Raw genomic sequence first — 18112 nt, forward strand, 5'->3', positions numbered from 1 at the left:
CCTTCCCAACATGACCGGGGATAGAAGGCGACCGTACCGCCCCTTCGGCATCCTCGTTGCGGACCGCATCTTGCGACTCGGACCCGCCCCTGATTCCGCCGTTCACGCTCACGCGATCGCTCGCCTTTGCGCCAGTGGGCCGATTGGTAACGTGCAGCGCAACCCGCAGAGAAGCCCGTGGGCGCTGCCAAGCCTGCAAATTTTGCCCATTTCTAGGTGGGTTGGCAACTTGGTCCGGTCATCCGTCGCTGACGCCTCGCTCGGAGCTGCCAATCGCGAAGGAATAGACGAACCGATCAACTGCAGCCGAACGTCGGGACGTAACTTCAGCCGCCGCCCGTCTCCTGGAAGTCCGCAACCATGGCTCAGTTGGGTACACCGTCATGGCCCAAGCGCCGGGGCCAGTCACGCCGGATCAATAGAATCAACCGTATTTTCGATCCATGATATAATTGATCTATCAATTCTATTGATCCGGGTGTGGCCATGAGAAAACTGTATTACGGCAGGATATCGACCACGGACGGCCAGAGCGCTGTGAGCCAATATGAGGACGCCAGAAGCCACGGCGTGGGCGATACCGATATTTTCATAGACGAGGGCGTGAGTGGCTACTACGTGGCCCCTGATGAGCGGGAGCAGTGGCGGAAAGTCGAGCACGATCTGCGGCACGGCGGCGTTCTCATCGTGCGCTGGCTGGATCGGATCAGCCGCCGGTATGACGAGCTACACCGGACCATGCAGCGGCTGATGGCGCTCGGGGTGAGTGTCGAATGCACGCTCAACGGCATGACATTTGACGGACGGGAGAAAGACCCCATCCAGAAGGCGACGCGTGACGCGGTGCTGGCGTTCATGGCGGCTCAGGGCGAAGCCGACTACAAGAACCGCGCTGAGATGCAGCGTCGGGGCGTTGCGATCGCGAAGGCGGCGGGGAAGTACAGGGGCCGCGCGCGCTCGCACGACTACGCGGCGATCAAAGCGTGGCGGGAAGAGCACGGCGCGAGTATTCGCGTCACTGCTGAGAAGTTCGGTGTTGGGACGGCGACGGTTAAGCGGGCTTGCGCCGCAGGCGTGCCGTCGTAGATGGTCCGCAGCACGCATCTACGCGTCGTGATCCCCGCATGGTAAGTGGCGAAATTCCCTTCGGTAACCTACAATCGGTACCTCAATTACGCGATCGGTAGCAAACGGCTATCAATGTCCGGCGTTTCGCAGGACTGCGCTTGGGTGGACGGCGTCAACGGCACGAAGTACAGGGCCGGCGAGCCGTCCCTGTACTTCGTGCCTAAATTCAAGGTAATTGAGAGTGTCCGGCGAGCCCCTGGATCAGTTTGTGGAAATCGTCGATCCTGGGGCCTGCCACCTTACAAATCTCCCGGATCGGATATGGGTATTCGGTGGAGCCTGTTCGCGTGATGGCGAGGTTCCTGTTTCCCTTCGCGATTCATTCTGGAAGCAAACGCTTCAGCCATCGGCCCAGCAGCCGTGGTTGCGGTACCTCGATCGCCCTGAGAACCACAACGGGTGGTGGGCATTTTCCGGGTACGAAGACCTGTTGGAGTTCGAGCGTGATGCGTGCTATTTGGCGCGCGCGACGATTTTGTTCGCTGAGTCGCCGGGCTCGCTGGCAGAGTTGGGCGCGCTGGCAATTGATGAATCGATTCTGCCACGTCTGCATGTTGTAGTGCAGTCCCACCATCTGGCGGAGGATCGGCGCGAATCGTTCCTTAATCTTGGGCCTTTGAAGCGCGTCGAAAAGCATGGTCGACGGTGCGTTATCGGCGGCGACGATGACGCACATTTACCGGCTACGGAGTTTGACATTGTCACGGAGTCGATAACCTCATGGTTGCCGGTGGAGCGTCGGTCAACTGCTTTGCGAACTGACAACCCGACCCATCGACTTCTGTTGCTTGCTGACCTTGTTGATTTGCTGCTCGTTAGCAAAATTGGCGACGTACAACGGGCTGCGGCGCATTTCGGGATAACACTGGACGAATCCGCGATTCTGCGCGCGATGAAGCTGCTTGATTTTTTGGGATTGGTAAAGCTTGAGCATAGGGGAGTAGAACCGTTTGCAGTTCGTCGCGAGACGAGCGCCGCACCATGGGTTAATTACACTGCCAAAGGAGAAGGAGTTCGCTTCGATCGCAGCCGCTTTAAGATTGCTGCCGAAGAGTTCATCAAAGGCGATCAGCGGCGCAACTCAATATTTGAGAGGCGCCAATGAGCATCGCCAACGAGCCTCTGTTTGAGCGACTGCTTGCGTTGTCGCCATTCTCTGCCCGAGAGCTTGGGACGCTTGTCGCCACCGCTCCGTACCGCTACAAAGATCACTACATCGAAAAAAGGAATGGGCGAGGCAAACGGCTTATTTCTCAGCCGACGGCCGAGCTTAAATTTCTGCAACGTCTCATCGTGAGGCATGAGTTTTCATCGTTGCCGATTCATGAAGCGGCAACTGCTTATCGGCCCCATCGTTCTATTAAGGCGCATGCGCTGCCACACGCGAGCGCACGGTATCTACTGAAGCTCGACTTTCGTGATTATTTTCCGAGTCTCAAGGCGTCTGCATTGCGATATCGACTATCGCGAGATGCGACGTACACGGAGCAAGAATTGTGGATACTATGCCAACTCTTGTGCCGAAAACCTAAGCGAGATGCGGAACTTCAACTTTCCATTGGGGCTCCTAGTTCGCCGCATGTATCGAACTATCTGATGGGGGAGTTTGACAGTCGACTTACTGATTTTTGCGGCGCTTGCGGCGCTGAGTATACGCGATATGCGGACGACATTGCCGTCTCAACGTCATTTCCCCATGTGCTTGATGCAGTGGAAGGGGAGATTCGTCGGCTGCTCGGTGAACTCAGCTATCTAGGGCTTTCGTTAAACGAAGGCAAAACGGTAAACGTATCGAAGAAGAACCGCCGAGTATTGGTTGGGCTAGTTCTTGCGAATAACGGTGTAGTTTCCATTGGCCGAGAAGAGAAGAGGCGATTACGCGCGACCATGCACAGGTTAGTCCAAGGGGCGCTGCCGGCGGATGAGGTCGCTCACTTTCGAGGGCAACTGGCATTCGTTTACTCAATCGATCCTGCCTTTGTGACCTCGCTTTGTGCTCGGTACGACTTTCCGAACGTTGGCTCAATAGGAGCGCCAAGTGGTGGAGACTCAACGGACTAGACTAATATGAATGTATTGCTGTAGGGGAAACGGAAGCGGGGCCATCTACCATGGGCAGCGCGATTGCGCCTGACTTGCAGTGTTCATCGCGTTCACGTGGGAATGTTGCGAGGTAACACCAGACGTGGCTCATATGTCCGTTATCCAATATAGGGGGTGCCTTGCCAAGCTTCGACTTTATAACGCTGAAAGAATTTCGTCTTTCGCTTGAGCGAGACTACTCGGAGATGACGAATTGCTTGCAGGCACAAGCCTGGAAAAGCGTTCAAGTCATTGCCGGGAGCATTGTCGAGTCTTTGCTCATAGACTATCTGCTCTCCACAAGCAACCCCGGTCGCTCCGGCAAGGACCCTCTTCGCATTGATCTTGCCGAGGCGATTGCCATATGTCGGAAGGAGACCGTCCTTACGGACCGCACGGCCGACCTATGCAGCGTTATCCGTTCTTACAGAAATTTGATTCATCCCGGCCGGGTTGTGCGGATGGGCGAGCCGGAACCGGACCGTAGCAGCGCAACTATTGCAACGACCTTAGTTGACATGATCGCAGATGAATTGGCAAAAACAAGGCGCCAATCGGTTGGTTTGACGGCCGAGCAGATAGTGTCGAAGGTCAGGCGTGACTCGAACTCGTCGACGATAGTTAAGCATCTCATACTGGAGGCAAGTGAACATCAGCGTGAACGGTTGCTACTTGAGCTTATACCTGACGCTTACATGAGCCGATTGGATGATTCCGATTGCTTTGATGATGAACCCGAGCGCCTTCAAATTGCATTTCGGGTAACACTCGAGAATGTCTCAGATGAAATTCGTGAGCGCGTTGTGTCAGAATTCGTTCGCATTTTGCGTGAGGAGGATGGGGATTACGTAGATAAATACTGCACTGGGTTCTTCTTGGCTCCCGACATTCGTTATGTTGCAAGGCAATATGAACCCCTTGTGCGCGAGTTTTTGCTGGGACGGGCGGCACGAACTCACACACACGAAACACTGAGGCTGCTAAAGGGTATAACACCCTACCTTGAACTAAGCGACGTAGAGAAATGGCTTGACCCATACGTTCGGACGATTGCTTCTAATCAAACGGACGTTACTCTAAAATCAAAGGCTAAGGACCAGTTTGCGTTTGAATTTATCGAAACGAAACGTGCGTTCGACGAGGCGGTAACGAAGCGACTAGATGCATGGCATAGAACCTTCGTCGAGGCCAACTACACAGATCGGGCCAGCACCGTGGAAGAAATGAAGAATTTAGTCGACATCCCTTTCTGAACGGTCGACTCAGCAGATATTGTGAACCAACTCTGTCGGCGAAGTGATGACGATGCCTTCACGCGCCAGTCGTGAGTGATTTTCATGGAATAGTATGCTGTTACTACCAGCACTCCTCTCTTCATCGGCGGTACAGAAGATATCGTTGCCATAACAGCAACATGTTCTTGCCGTCGAACGTGGGGCTGCTACAAGGTCGTAGCGCAAGCGAAGGTGTATTGCGCCTGATCCATTGGCATATTTCAGCATATGATCGTCGATTTGCGTCTCGAAGAGCACCCCATGACTACAGTCGCCATCTGGTATCAAGAAAACTATCCCACCCAGCCGGTATGGGTTTGCTCGGACTCTCGAATTTCTGGAGGTCAAAGTGCAAGTTGGAGTGATGCCGAGCCGTTGCCGCTCCTCCGACATAGCCCGAAAATCTTTCCGCTAACGATCACTTGCATGGACCACGACGCCACAGAAGCGAACGTCGTTGCATTTCGGCACACAATCGGTCTCGCCTATGCAGGAAGCAGTTTGTTCGCCGTGAACCTGTACGCGGCGCTGACTCCAATCTTGGCAAATCTGAGGGGTAAGCGAGGTGATCAGGTGTCGATTAGAGATGTGGCGGCGTTGGCGAAAACCTTTCTGCTCGAATTCTCGCGCGCCTACGGTGCGAGAACTGGTGGTGTCGCTCAAGTTGAAATCGCTTTGTTTGGATACTGTAAAGCGGATTCCACTCGCAGGGTTTTCGTTCTTTCCCCGGCGACCGAACCCTGCTCCGGCGGTCCAGTACCTTCGATTAAACTCGACGAGATCGATTTTGCGACGCCCGAACAGGTATTTCTTATGGGGAGCCACAAATCAGAAATGCTCGACCTCATTCAGATGATGCGACGGAGCCGTCCAGCTGGCACGTCATTCCGCCAGATTGCCCCCCGCGATGCGATCCGTAAGGTCATAAAGGAAAATCTTTTCCCTGATATTGGGGGAACGGTGCAGTTGGCACAAGCGAACATGCACGGCCTCATGCAGTTCATGGATTTAGAGCGGCCGACGGAAAGCGGAATTGCGACGAACTTCAAGTACCTCGGCTTCGATCTTAACGAATTCGGCAATGTGGGACCGTGCTGGTTCGCGCTCCCGGCTTTGATGTAGCACAGAGCACAGAACGCAGTGCGCGGATACCCGAGCAACCAGTCCAAGCCCCCGGCATCTGCATTCGCTGACGGGGCTGGTGTTTGATAGTCGGTTTGTGAGCCGAAAAACAAAAAACCCCGTAAATCATTGATTTTACGGGGTTTTCCGCCAGGTTCTGGCGGAGAGAGGGGGATTCGAACCCCCGATAGGCGATTAACCTATACACGCTTTCCAGGCGTGCGACTTAAACCACTCATCCATCTCTCCGGAAGACCGAGAGTATAGCAAACTCTTGCGGCAGCCCGCCACTCCCTTCCGCGATCGTCAAAAATCCGTCGTCATCGACAGCCACACAGAGCGCGGATCGCCCTGCGTCAGGTACCCGCCGGTCGTCGACGACCAGTACGCCTTGTTCGTGACATTGCGCACGGTCGCGCGGAGCGTCGTCTTCCGGCCGAACAGTTCCATCGCGTAGCGCGCACCGAGGTCGTAGCGGTCCCACGCCTGGATCGACATCGTGTTCGCGACGTCCACGTACTGCGGCCCCGTGTGGATCCACCGGGCGGTCAGCGTGAGGCCGCGCAGCATCGGCACGTCGTATTCGGCGCCCGCGTTGAGCAGGAACGACGGCACGCCGATCGGCCGGTTGCCGTCGTTCGTACCGCCCGCCGTGTTCTGCAGCGTCGCGTTGATGTACGTCGCGCCCGCGATCAGCCGCACGCCTTTCCATGGCTCGCCGTACACGGCCGTTTCCACGCCGCGGTGCCGCTGCGTGCCGTTGGCGCCGAACAGGTTCGACACCGGATCGGTGTACGCCATCGGCTTCTCGATCTGGAACAGCGCGAGCGACGCGCCGTACTTGCTGGTGTCGTAGCGGATGCCGGCCTCGACCTGCTTCGACCGGAACGGCGACAGCGACCGGCCCGCATTGCGCGCGGTGTTCGGCGCGATTTCGCCTTGCGCGAGCGCTTCGCTGCGGTTCGCGAAGATCGATACGTTCTGCCACGGTTTGACGACGAGACCGAACACGGGCGTCGTGATCGCGTCGCTGTACGTCGACGTCACTGCGCCCGTGTAGTCGAAATTGTCGACCGAGATCGACTGGCGGCGCGCGCCGATCGTGAACAGCACGCGGTCGCCGAGGAAGCCGAGCGTGTCGGATACCGCGACGCTGCGCAGCCAGGTCTTGGTGACCGTACCCGGATCGCTCATGTCGCCGCCCGCATAGGCAGTCGGCGGGAACGCGACCGGCGCCGGATCGTAGAGCGTCGTCGGGAACGCGCTCGACATCGTGTACGCAGACTGGCTGTCGATGCGGATGAACGACGCGCCGGCCGTCACGAAGTGCGACACGGGGCCGGTCTTGAAGCGGCCGCGCACGCCGGCTTCGGCCGACTGCGCATCCTCCTTGTGCGGCACGCTCAGGCGCGAGCCGGTCGTGCCGGACGACGAGTAGGTCGGCGTGTAGTAGTCGCCGTGCTCGTTCGTATGTCGGGCGCCGGCCGACACATAGGCGGTCCACGCAGGCAGGAAATCGTATTCGGCGCGCACGATCCCGACCGTATCCTCGAGTTCGCTGAAGCTCCACGATTGCGCATAGTTGTGCGTCGCGGATGGCACGGCCGGCACCTGGTTGCCGCCGATCAGCACGACGGGGCGGCCGTTGTCGATTCGCTCGCGCTGATACAGGAAGTCGCCGTACAGGCGCAGTTTGTCGCCGCGCCAGTCGAGCGACACGGCCGTCACGTTGTTGCGGTGGCGCTCGTCGCTGACGGCCGTGTCGCCGCCGCCGATCGACTGGTTCACGCGCACGCCGAACTGGCCTTCGCTGCCGAAGCGGCGGCCGATGTCGACGTGCGTACCGATCGAACCGGACACCTCGCCGTTGACGGTCACGCGCGTCAGCGGCTTGTCGTCCGCGCGCTTCAACTGCAGGTTCACGCCGCCGCCGACCGCCGAACCGTTCGGCGATGCGCCGCTCAGGAATGCATTCGCGCCCTTGAGCACGTCGACGCGTTCGACCGCATCGGTCTGGACGAGCTGTCGCGGCGTGACGCCGTACAGGCCGTTCAGCGATACGTCGTCGCCGGCGAGCTGGAAGCCGCGGATGATGAATACCTGCGAGAAGTTGCCGTAGCCGGACGCGCTGCGCACGGCCGGATCGTTGTCGAGCACGTCGGCGAGGGTGCGTGCCTGCTGGTCCTCGATCAGCTTCGACGTGTAGGTGGTCATGCTGAACGGCACGTCGCTCGCCTTTTGCCGGCCGAGCACGCCGTAGTCCGCACCGCGCGCGACCTGACCGCCACCGTAGGTGGGTGCGAGGTCGCCGGGCAGCGGCTCGGCGGCGCCCGAGACGTTGATCGACGGCAGCACGGACGCGTCGGGCGCGACAGCGGCAGCAGCGGCGGACGCGGCCTGCTGGGCCTGCGCAGGGGCAGCGAGCGCGCAGGTCAGCGCAATGCCGCAGGCAATCGGCGTGAGACGCCGGGCGGGTAACGAAAGTGTCGACATGGGACGCAAATCGGGTGTGGTCGGTAATCCATCCCAGGGCGGCAAGTCGGAATCCGGGCGGTGTGATGCGTCCGTGCTGTCGCGGACGTCTTTTTTATCGAGCGGCGGAGTCTAACGTAAACGAGAATGATTGTCGTTTACGAAAATGGCCGGTTCAGTATTTGGGAGGGTGGGCGAGTGCCGTGCGGGATCCTCGTCAGATTGACACCGAGCGGGCATCGGGGCGGACGTGCGATCATGAGCCGTTCGAATTCGTCGTCATAATTCGCGCATGCCGGCAGCGGCACGCGTGGCTGAAGACGGCGATGCCATCCCGTATGCAAGCTCCCTTCAGAAGGAACGCCACGCCATGTCGCTGTCCGCCTTGCTCGCCTTTGCCCTGATCCTGTCCGTCGGCGTCGCGACGCCAGGCCCGACGGTGTTGCTCGCGATGAGCAACGGCTCGCGGTACGGATTGCGTCACGCGATGGTCGGCATGCTCGGCGCCGTCACGGCTGATGTCGTGATGGTCGCGCTGGTCGGGTTCGGTCTCGGGATGCTGCTCGACGCGTCGGAAACGGCATTCGTCACGCTGAAGCTGGCCGGCGCCGCGTGGCTCGCCTATGTCGGCGTGCGGATGCTGCTGTCGTCCGGCGGCTCTGCTGCTGTGCAGGCGCTCGATCAAGCGCCGCCCGATCGCCGCACCGCGTTCCTGAAGAGTTTTTTCGTCGCGATGAGCAACCCGAAGTACTACCTGTTCATGTCCGCGCTGCTGCCGCAGTTCGTCGACCGGTCGCATGCGATTGCGCCGCAGTACGCGATCCTCGCGGCGACGATCGTCGCGATCGACGTCGTCGGGATGACCGGCTACGCGCTGCTCGGCGTGCATTCGGTGCGCGTGTGGAAAGCGGCCGGGGAGAAGTGGCTGAACCGCGTCAGCGGGTCGCTGCTGCTGATGCTCGCGGGGTACGTCGCGCTGTATCGCAAGGCCGCGAACTGACGCGGCGATGCATCGGGAAAAGGCTACCCGTCAGCCGGCTCGGCGATGAAGCCGATCGAGCGCTTCACGCTCGAAACGCACGGCGGTCCGTATGAAACGTGGCCGTCGCGCACCCATGTGCTCGTGAACGGCGTGCGTTCCGGCCTCACTGTTTCCGGCTATGTGCTGCTTCGCCAGTTCGAGACGCCGTCCGCCTATCTGCTCGTCACCGACTACGACTGCCCGTTCGAGGAGGCCGTCACGTTCACGCTCGTGTCGAAGGATCCGTTGAAGGAACGCGCGCGGCGCACGGTCGGCGCGATGTACGCGTCGTGCCACCTCGACGACATGACGTGGGCCGACGACCGGCATTTCAGCGCAACGTTCGTGGGCATCGACGGACGATGGGATTTCACGATTCGTGGCCGATCGGTGCCGTTCGTGTTGCCGCGGTTAGGGTTGCGGCAAGTGCCGGAGCGGCGCCGTGACGACGATCCGAGGTCGCCGGACGGCGTGTAATGAATTAGAAAGGATGTGAAGTTTTAAATCTGGTCAGGGACATTACACAAAACGCTCTAAATCCTTTCAAAATTTCGTCACTTGCCTGACAAATTTGATATGCTCGCCAAAAAACAGGCGGGCGGCACTCCCAGGACGGACCAGCGGGCGTGATTGCCCGGTGAACAACGAAGTAAAACAAAATCCTGAGAGTCATGCTGTGAATACAGCCGAATTGCTACGCACATTTGCGTCCGGGGTGGTCGATCAGAACAATCGACCGGTTCGCATGAACTGGGGGCCTGCGCAGAAAACGCTCGAGCAGGTGCTTGCGCTCCAGTACGCCGATATCCGCGAAGGGTTGATGACGGGCATCGAGGGGCATCTGACCTGCGTGTCCGCGCGGGCCGATCTCCCGATCCGCAGCTTCATCGGGCTACCGGTTTCCGTCGAGATGACGACCGATCGCGGGCGTCTCCATACCATCAACGGCATCGTCACCGAAGTCCGTGCTGGACAGTCGGACGGTTCGCTGACCTGTTACCAGTTGACGGTTCGCGATGTGCTGTCGGTGATGGAGCGGCGAACCAATTCGCGACTGTTCCGCACCAAGAACCTGCCCGACATCCTGGGCGTGCTGCTTCAGGAGTGGCGCCAGCGCAGCTCGGCGCTGGCGGGCGCATTTGAATTCGACCTGTCCGGCCTGCAAGGCGAACGGTACCCGGCGCGCGAACTCACGCGGCAGGTCAACGAGTCGGACGCGCACTTCATCCGGCGACTGCTGCGGCGCGACGGTGCGACCGTCTTCGTCAAGGCGGGCAAGGCCGGCGAGCGGGCGAACGGCAACGCGAGCGACACGCCGGTTCATACGCTGGTCTTTGCCGACGACTCGATGAAGTTGCCCGAGACGGTTGCCGGTACCGTTCGCTATCACCGCGACGCCGCCACCGAAGAGCGCGACTCGATCACGCTGTGGGCGACGAGCCGCAGCCTGATCCCGGGCAAGATCGTGCGGCCGACGTGGGATTACAAGACCGGCCGGATGTCGCAAACCGAACAGGCGACGATCGTCGACCAGGGCGACGGCGGCAACGACCTCGGGCATGTGCTGGCCGACAGCGTCATCGATATTCCGCACGCCGGAAATTCGTCGTCCGATCTCGACCGGATCGGCAAGGACCGCATGCTTGCGCACGAACTGCGCGCCGAATCGATCGACGGCGTGAGCAATGTGCGCGATCTGGCCGTCGGCCACTGGTTTGCGCTCGCCGAGCATCCGCAGCTCGACACATTGCCGGCCGAGCAGCGGCAGTTCGTCGTCACGTCGCTTCATCACCGTGTACGGAACAACCTGCCGAAGGAACTGAACGAGCGCGCGCAGTCGCTGTTCGCGGCAAGCCGCGTGCTGTTCAACGCTGTGCCGACCGACGTGAACAGCAAGCCAGGCGATGAAAACGACAGGCGCTACGAGAACACGTTCTCGTGCGTGCGACGCGGCGTGCCGCTGACCCCGGCCTACGATCCCCATGTCGACCTGCCGGCCGTGCATCCGATGACGGCCGTCGTCGTCGGACCCGACGGGGAAGAGGTGTTCTGCGATGAAATGGGCCGCATCCGGGTGCAGATCCAGGGGCTGAGCGCGGACGATCACGCGCATGCGCAGGGCGCCGGCACGAGCGGCACGCCGACCGACAGCGCGCCGGTGCGTGTCGCCTGCGCGCTCGCCGGGCCGAGCTTCGGCGCGAATACCTTGCCGCGCGTCGGCATGGAGGTGCTGATCGGCCATCTCGGCGGCGATCCGGACCGGCTCGTCGTGATGGGCGTGCTGGCCAACGGGCCGAACATGCCGGCGACCTTCAGCCACACCGGCGCGCTGCCGGGCAACCGTTACCTGTCCGGCACGAAGACGAAGGAAATCAAGGGGCAGCGGTACAACCAGATCCGCTTCGACGACACACCGGGGCAGATCAGCAGCCAGCTGGCGAGCGAGCATGCGCATAGCCAGCTGAACCTCGGCTACCTGACGCAGCCGCGCGACAACGGCCAGGGAACGGCGCGCGGCGAGGGCGCCGAGTTGCGCAGCGATGCGCACGTGGCGATTCGCAGCGGCAAGGCGATGCTGATCTCGGCCTGGGAACGGCTGCGCGCGAGCGACGGCCACCTGGCGCGGGACGAGTATCTGCAACTGATGCAGGAATGCGTCGAGCTGTTCAAGAGTCTCGGCGACTATGCGGGCCAGCATCAGGGTGTGGCGCCCGATACGCAGCCGCACGACGCGCTGATGACCACGGTGAAAGGCTGGCCGAACGGGGAAGCCGCCGGCGGCGGCGAATCGTCAGGCGCGTCGATGGCGGCGATCGGCATCACCGCGCCGGCCGGGATCAGCATCGCGACGCCGAAGACGGTCACGACCCATGCCGGCGGCAACGTCGATATCGTCGCGCAGAACCACCTGCAGTACACGAGCGGACAGCGGATCAACCTGCAGGCCGGCCATGGCGTGGCGATGTTCGCGCACAGCGAAGGGGTCTCGGCGATCGCCAACCAGGGGAAGGTGGCGCTGCAGAGTCAGAACGACGATACGCAGATCGATTCCGCGAAAAACATCCAGATGACGGCGGGGGGCGGAAAGCTCGCGGGCATGGCCAGCGAGCAGGTCGTGTTCGTGACGTCGGGCGGCGCGTATCTGAAGCTGCAGGGCGGGGATATCGAACTCGGGTGTCCGGGGAGTTTCACCGTCAAGTCCGCGTCGCATACGTGGGCCGGGCCGGCGAGCATGAGCACCGATTTCCCGAAGTTCGACCAGGGCTCGCTGGGACGGGTGCCGAAGCTGGTCCGGGCGACCGACGGGCAGCCGGTCGAAGGGATGGAAGCCGAGGTGCGCAAGGCATCGGGCGAATTGATCAAGGGGAAGACCGACGCGCAAGGCAAGCTGGCGCCGGTCAGCAGCGATCAGTTCGAACAATTGGCGGTGCGGTTCTTCAAGTCGAGAACCTGAGCTGAGTCTTCAAGAAAAACAACATGTTCAACTACAACTTTTCGCAGAACCCGGGCGGGCAGCCGTCGACGAACGACCCGTCGCAGACGGCAGTGGGTGGTGGCGCGGGGACGACGCTGTTCAACCGCAACGACCTCCAATGCGTGATGCAGATGCCGCTGCCGGGTGTCGTCATTTTCGTTCACGGGGTGAATTCGGAGGGCGAATGGTTCAAGGACGCCGAGAAAGGGCTGTGCGATGGCTTGAACCGGCGCATGGGGCGATATCACGACCAGTTGTTCCAGTGCGGGCCAGCGGCCGGGCAGATGGCGCCGGTCAGCTATATCGACAGCCTGACGTCTGACGGATTTCTGAATCCGGAAATGTCGTCGAAGACGTACATCAAGCCTGATCCGTCCTTTTCGCCCGTCATTCATTTCCGGTGGGGTTATGCCGCGAATGCCGAGGAACTGAAAGAGTATGGCGACAAGATCATGCTCAACGAGAAGAACTACTGGGGTGGCGGGCCGTTCGCGGGTGGGTGTTCGAGTCTGCCGGATCTGTGGAATGACGGGTTGCACGACCGGCTTTTTCTGTGGCTGACCGTCCAGCACATGAATTCGATCGGCAATCGCAAGATCTATTCGACGCCGCCGCGTACCTATGGCGTGCTGGGCGCAATGCGGCTTGCGCGCCTGGTCGAATCGATTCGCAAGCGTCAGGCCGACGTGCCGATCACGATCGTGTGCCACAGCCAGGGCAACATGATCGGTCTCGCCGCCGCATTCCTCGGCGACCGGTTGCCCGAGGTGAAGGACCGGTTGGGCAAGAAAGGACGCTGCGTCGCGGACACGTATGTTCTCGCGAATCCGCCCTACAGCCTCGTGGAGAGCAACTTCACCGATACCTGGGCACAGCGCGGGGTACGTGACAAGAACGGGCATGTGGGGCGCGAGACCTATGTCGCGCGCAAGGAAACGCTGAGGGAGTACTTCGATATCCTGCGCGCTCGAGCCGATCTGGAGATGCCTGCGGAGGATCTCGATCGCGCGATGGAAAACGCAAGACCGTCGAAGTGCGGGGGGAAGCCGTATAGCGCAGCCAAGGACCGGGAGGCGCACGGGTTGTACGGGACAAACACCTACGGAAGAGTGACGCTGTACTGCTGCCCGCATGATCAGGTCATTTCAGCCCTGACCGTTCAAGGGATCGGCTGGCGCGGCATGAATATCGAAGAGATCAATGCGACGAACGCGTGGGGTGTTTTCTCGCAACGCGTGTTCGCGTCGAATTTCGAAGTCGGCGGTGACAAGAAGGTATACCAGTATTGGGAGAATGACTGGCGTAGCAGCACGAACAAAACGGAGGGTTTTTGGTATCCGCCGTCACCGCCCGCGCGGTACGGTTTTGCTCGAGGCATGCATTCCAATGAAGGTTGGTTCGCGAAGTTTGTCACGTTTGTAACGAGCCCGGCCCTCTACCTGTTCAACTTGTCGCACATGGAGGTCAATGCCCTGCCGCCGGATAAATGGGAAATCCCGATCACGGCACCGATGCTCGACAAGGAAACGCGCTTCTTTCCAAAGGCGATGCGCTACGGCAAAGCATCGGGCGCGTGCGATGCGAACGGGAAACTGCTCACGGGAGCAGATTTCAACGAGGGCTACGATCCGCCGTCCGCCGGACTCGATGCCGGCAAGAAGGACAAGCGGGATGACGATCCGTACGACAACTTCGACAAAAAGTCGGAAAAAATTGCGACGCCCGAGGGCAAGGCGATGCAAGCGCAGGGTGACGCAGCATCCGAGGCTGCGCAGCGATACGAGGATCATTCCATTCTCCGGATGGAGGCGCGGAGATCGGGGAATCGCCGCTGGGTCGACAAGGACGGAAAGGTGGTCGGAGAGGACGATCCGGACGCAGCGAGCGCTGACTATACCGAATGGAGGAACAAGGAGATCTTCGAGATTCTGAACGGCGGAGACAAGAATAACCCCACCAATCATTCGACCATCATGACCAACAAGGATCATGCTGAAAAGGCGTTGGCTTACGATGTGGCAATTGGCCTTTGCTATTTGACTCCGGCCGATTTGGCGGAATTCAGAATTCAGGCTGATTGGAGGTTCGTAAAGGGTCTGGGTGATGATGAAGAAGGTGGCGGTGATGGCAGTGACGATGGCGACGATGTTGACGATGGCGGTGATGGTAGCAATCCAAACGGTCAGATGGCGGAATATATTTCGACCGGAAAGTGTAATAGATTGTTTTTGCGGGACTGGATTGATACGGAAGAGTACGCAAAAATGCCTTCCAAGATACATGATGAAAGAGATGGTGGACTTTTCCTGAAGATCGGGGGCATTTTATGAGGTCGGTCATTGCTACCTGGCCGCGCCGATTTGGAATTGCCGTCGCTGCGTTGCTTCTTGCGTTGGGAGCATCATTCTTGATATTGATTTCGTCTGATGGGGCGACAGGAGCATCGTTAAGTATGGGAACTCTGATGAAGCGTTTAGTATTGGTCCCGGGACTTGTGGCAATCATGGTATTTGCATTTGCAACGGTGATTGCAGGGCCGCGCGCAGTTGCTGCCTCGTCGACCGAGAAGGCGATTCCGGTTGTCGGGGCAGGGGCGTCCAGACCTTTCGTTGCCCAGGTCGTCGGGCTTGGCTGGATGAACCCGCTGCAGCGCAGGGACTACCCCACGGAGTGGCAAATATTGTGGACGCTGGGCCTGGTAAAGCCGAATGTCAACGATGACATGGTTCGGACCAATCCGAAAAAATATTCTACGTTGCAGCCGATTTCCATCGTGGCTGACGGTCGTTGGGGGCGTGAATCATTTTCCGGGTTCTATAAAAAATACGTCAATGAGCTGCTGATACTTTTTCGTACGCGATATTTTACGAGCCAGGATTATTTTTATACGGTCAGCTCGGATGACCAGAGAAAATGGCGGGAGTTGGCTGGAATTCATGTTGAGCTGGCCATTCCCGCTGGCCGACTCAATCCTGCGTTTGCGGCATCGCATTTGCGAGGCCAGATTGTTAATATTTTCGAAATTGGGAATCCGTCCGCAAAAAATTTATGGAGCCGCGATACGCCGCCCGATGTGAACGTGACGTCAGGTCAAGGCAACGCCGGCTTCACGTCGCTGAACGCGGCACTCGACTATCTGGCCGCGCACCCGGACAAAAGCGCATGGGTGGTGAACTGGGACGCGCCGAGCTTCCCGCCGCAGGACGAACAGATCAACGAGAACATGGCGGTGCTGTTCCTCGCCGGCCCGGATCTGAAGACCGAGCGTGAGCCGCTGGCCTGGATCGGCAAGGCTGCACGAAGCAACGTCAAGGACTTCGAGGCGAAGCAAGGCGCCAGCCGCGCGGTACAGGCTTGGAAATCGACGATCGATACGGCGGCGAGCAATGCGGGCGTACCCGTGTCGTCGTTGAATTACGTCGTGCACGACGCAGGCAAGGGCAGCGACGCTGCATCGACGCGGATTGCCTCACTGTCGCAAACGCTGACGGAAGTGCTGCCGGAATACGACTTCCGTACGCAAACCTTCAACACGGCGGCGCTGCTCGGTGACATGGGTGCCGGCGCGGCATTGACGGATGTGGTCCTGGCGATCGGCCGCGCGAATCACCTCGGCGGAAACGTGCTCGTCGCCGGAACGACCGACACCGAGCATCCGACGGCGGTGGTGGTGGTCGCACCGTCGAAGCTGACGCCGATCGACGCGGGCAAGAACTGGTTCCGCGCACGCGGTGAAAACAACGCGTACTTGCCGTGGTGGGGCCGCCGTCACGATGCGCGTCAGGCATCGCAAGGCTATTCGGAATAAGGAGCGCGCATGCGCGGAATCATTCGGGTCGGCGACGCGACGAGCCACGGCGGTCAGGTCGTGACCGGCAGCGCGGTCAGTGCAGTGATGGGGCGGCCGGTCGCCCGGCTCGGTGACACGTGCGTCTGCCCGATCTCGGGGCATCAGGCTTGCTTTATCGCCGAAGGCGATCCGCAGGTGATCGTCGACGGAAAACCTGCGGCGTTCGATGGTCACAAGACTTCGTGTGGAGCGACGCTGATTTCGAGTCTGGCGTCGTCCGGGCGGGAATGAGTCGTTGGGCCGGTTGCCTCGACGAACTCACCATTGGGAATGAAGACGGGGTTCCGGTTTCGACCGGGCTCGTCGGCACTCAACGCGTTATCGACCGGCTCGGTCAGGAATACCTATGTACCGTTTCACCCTTGTCAGACACGTCGGATTCGTTATGGTCGCGATGGCGGCCATCCTGTCGGCCTTGCCTTTGCGGGCGGAGACGAGCGTAGCATCGGCGCGAACTGTCGAGGGCGCGTCTGACGCGCGTTTCGTTGCCCAGGTCGTGGGGCTGGAATGGCTCAATCCGCTGCAGCGGCGTGATTATCCGACCGAGTGGCAATTGCTGTGGACGCTCGGGCTGGTCAAGCCGAACAGCAACGACGATATGGTGCGGACCAACCCTGCGAAATACACGACCTTGCAACCGATATCCATCGTCGCGGATGGTAATCGGGGCAGTGAGTCGTTTTCCGGGTTCTATAAAAAGTATGTCAACAAACTCCTGGTGCTTTTTCGCACGCGCTATTTTTTGAACGGCGACTACTTCTATACCGTCAGCCCGCGCTGGCGGTGGAACTGGAGAGAATTGGCTGGCATTCATGTCGAGTTGGCTGTTCCCGGCGATCGGTTGAACCCTGAACTGGCAGCGGCTTATTTGCAGGATCGTGTTGTCACCATCTTCGAAATTGGCAACCCGTCCGCAAAAAGTCTCTGGAGCCACGATACGCCGCCCGATGTGCACGTGACGTCAGGTCAAGGCAACGCTGGTTTCACGTCGCTGAATGCCGCACTGGACTATCTGGCCGCTCACCCCGACAAAAGCGTCTGGGTGATGAACTGGGACGCACCGAGTTTTCCGCCGCAGGACGGACAGATCAACGAGAACATGGTGCTGCTGTTCCTCGCCGGCCCGAATCTGAAGACCGAGCGCGAACCGCTGGCGTGGATCGGCAAGGCTGCACGAAGCAACGTCGACGATTTCGACGCGAAGCAAGGCGCGAGCCGTGCAGTGCAGGCATGGGCATCGACGATCGACGCAGCGGCGAGCAACGCAGGCGTCACGGTCTCGTCACTGAACTACGTCATCCACGACGCGGGCAACGGCAGTGATGCCACGTCAACAAGGGCCGCTGTACTGTCGCAATCACTGGCAGAGGTGCTGCAGGGATACGACCTCCACGCACAGACCTTCAATACGTCGGCATTGCTTGGTGACATCGGGGCCGGCGCGGCCTTGACCGATGTAGCACTGGCGATCGGCCGAGCGAACCACCTTGGCGGAAACGTGCTCGTGGCGGGAACGACCGACACCGAGCATCCAACGGCGGTGGTAGTGGTCGCGCCGTCGAAGCTGACACCGATCGACACCAGCAAGAACTGGTTCCGCGCCCGCGGCGGAAACAATGCGTACTTGCCGTGGTGGGGCCGTCGGCATGATGCAGGTACGGCGTCGCAGGGTTATTCGGAGTAGAACC

The 18112-nt window shown here is 60.0% G+C and carries 13 protein-coding genes and 1 tRNA gene; 12 read left to right on the top strand and 2 right to left on the bottom strand.

The window, feature by feature from the left end:
- Nucleotides 1–486: 486 nt before the first annotated feature.
- The 5 genes from BDI24065_RS19355 to BDI24065_RS19375 all read left to right on the top strand — a co-directional run bounded on the left by BDI24065_RS19355 (nucleotide 487) and on the right by BDI24065_RS19375 (nucleotide 5606).
- Nucleotides 487–1086 (top strand): recombinase family protein, encoded by a 600-nt coding sequence (locus tag BDI24065_RS19355; protein WP_175032621.1) that lies wholly within the window; start codon nucleotides 487–489, stop codon nucleotides 1084–1086.
- Between the two features lie 250 nt (nucleotides 1087–1336).
- Nucleotides 1337–2233 (top strand): retron St85 family effector protein, encoded by an 897-nt coding sequence (locus BDI24065_RS19360; protein WP_175032622.1) that lies wholly within the window; start codon nucleotides 1337–1339, stop codon nucleotides 2231–2233.
- On the top strand, nucleotides 2230–3189 hold the full coding sequence (locus BDI24065_RS19365; RefSeq protein WP_175032623.1) for a retron St85 family RNA-directed DNA polymerase: 960 nt from the start codon (nucleotides 2230–2232) through the stop codon (nucleotides 3187–3189). Before BDI24065_RS19360 ends, BDI24065_RS19365 begins: the two co-directional genes overlap by 4 nt.
- Nucleotides 3190–3350: 161 nt before the next feature.
- A complete protein-coding gene (locus BDI24065_RS19370; protein WP_175032624.1) occupies nucleotides 3351–4463 on the top strand; it encodes a hypothetical protein in 1113 nt (370 codons plus the stop codon).
- Between the two features lie 447 nt (nucleotides 4464–4910).
- Nucleotides 4911–5606, top strand: a complete 696-nt coding sequence (locus tag BDI24065_RS19375; protein WP_175032625.1) for a hypothetical protein — start codon at nucleotides 4911–4913, stop codon at nucleotides 5604–5606.
- A gap of 158 nt (nucleotides 5607–5764) precedes the next feature.
- Here the strand turns inward: BDI24065_RS19375 and BDI24065_RS19380 are convergent.
- Both BDI24065_RS19380 and BDI24065_RS19385 read right to left on the bottom strand, forming a co-directional pair.
- Nucleotides 5765–5855, bottom strand: a tRNA-Ser gene (locus BDI24065_RS19380).
- Between the two features lie 57 nt (nucleotides 5856–5912).
- Entirely contained in the window at nucleotides 5913–8099 is a 2187-nt protein-coding gene (locus BDI24065_RS19385; protein WP_175032626.1) for a TonB-dependent receptor, read from the bottom strand.
- A 349-nt stretch (nucleotides 8100–8448) separates the two neighbouring features.
- Here BDI24065_RS19385 and BDI24065_RS19390 point away from each other — a divergent pair, with 349 nt between their 5' ends.
- From BDI24065_RS19390 to BDI24065_RS19420, 7 genes are all read left to right on the top strand, one after another.
- Complete coding sequence (locus tag BDI24065_RS19390; RefSeq protein WP_175032627.1) at nucleotides 8449–9078, top strand: LysE family translocator; 630 nt, start codon at nucleotides 8449–8451, stop codon at nucleotides 9076–9078.
- A 45-nt stretch (nucleotides 9079–9123) separates the two neighbouring features.
- Nucleotides 9124–9576 carry a hypothetical protein gene (locus BDI24065_RS19395; RefSeq protein WP_175032628.1) on the top strand — a complete coding sequence of 151 codons (453 nt, stop codon included), beginning with the start codon at nucleotides 9124–9126 and terminating at the stop codon, nucleotides 9574–9576.
- A gap of 199 nt (nucleotides 9577–9775) precedes the next feature.
- Nucleotides 9776–12553 carry a type VI secretion system Vgr family protein gene (locus tag BDI24065_RS19400; RefSeq protein WP_175032629.1) on the top strand — a complete coding sequence of 926 codons (2778 nt, stop codon included), beginning with the start codon at nucleotides 9776–9778 and terminating at the stop codon, nucleotides 12551–12553.
- Between the two features lie 23 nt (nucleotides 12554–12576).
- A complete protein-coding gene (locus BDI24065_RS19405) occupies nucleotides 12577–14904 on the top strand; it encodes a T6SS effector phospholipase Tle3 domain-containing protein (protein WP_175032630.1) in 2328 nt (775 codons plus the stop codon).
- Complete coding sequence (locus BDI24065_RS19410; protein WP_175032631.1) at nucleotides 14901–16382, top strand: virulence factor; 1482 nt, start codon at nucleotides 14901–14903, stop codon at nucleotides 16380–16382. Before BDI24065_RS19405 ends, BDI24065_RS19410 begins: the two co-directional genes overlap by 4 nt.
- A gap of 9 nt (nucleotides 16383–16391) precedes the next feature.
- Entirely contained in the window at nucleotides 16392–16655 is a 264-nt protein-coding gene (locus tag BDI24065_RS19415; RefSeq protein ID WP_175032632.1) for a PAAR domain-containing protein, read from the top strand.
- A 115-nt stretch (nucleotides 16656–16770) separates the two neighbouring features.
- Entirely contained in the window at nucleotides 16771–18108 is a 1338-nt protein-coding gene (locus BDI24065_RS19420) for a virulence factor (protein ID WP_175032633.1), read from the top strand.
- The last annotated feature ends 4 nt before the right edge of the window (nucleotides 18109–18112 follow it).

The organism is Burkholderia lata (assembly GCF_902499025.1).
GTDB classification, from domain to species: Bacteria; Pseudomonadota; Gammaproteobacteria; order Burkholderiales; family Burkholderiaceae; genus Burkholderia; species Burkholderia lata_C.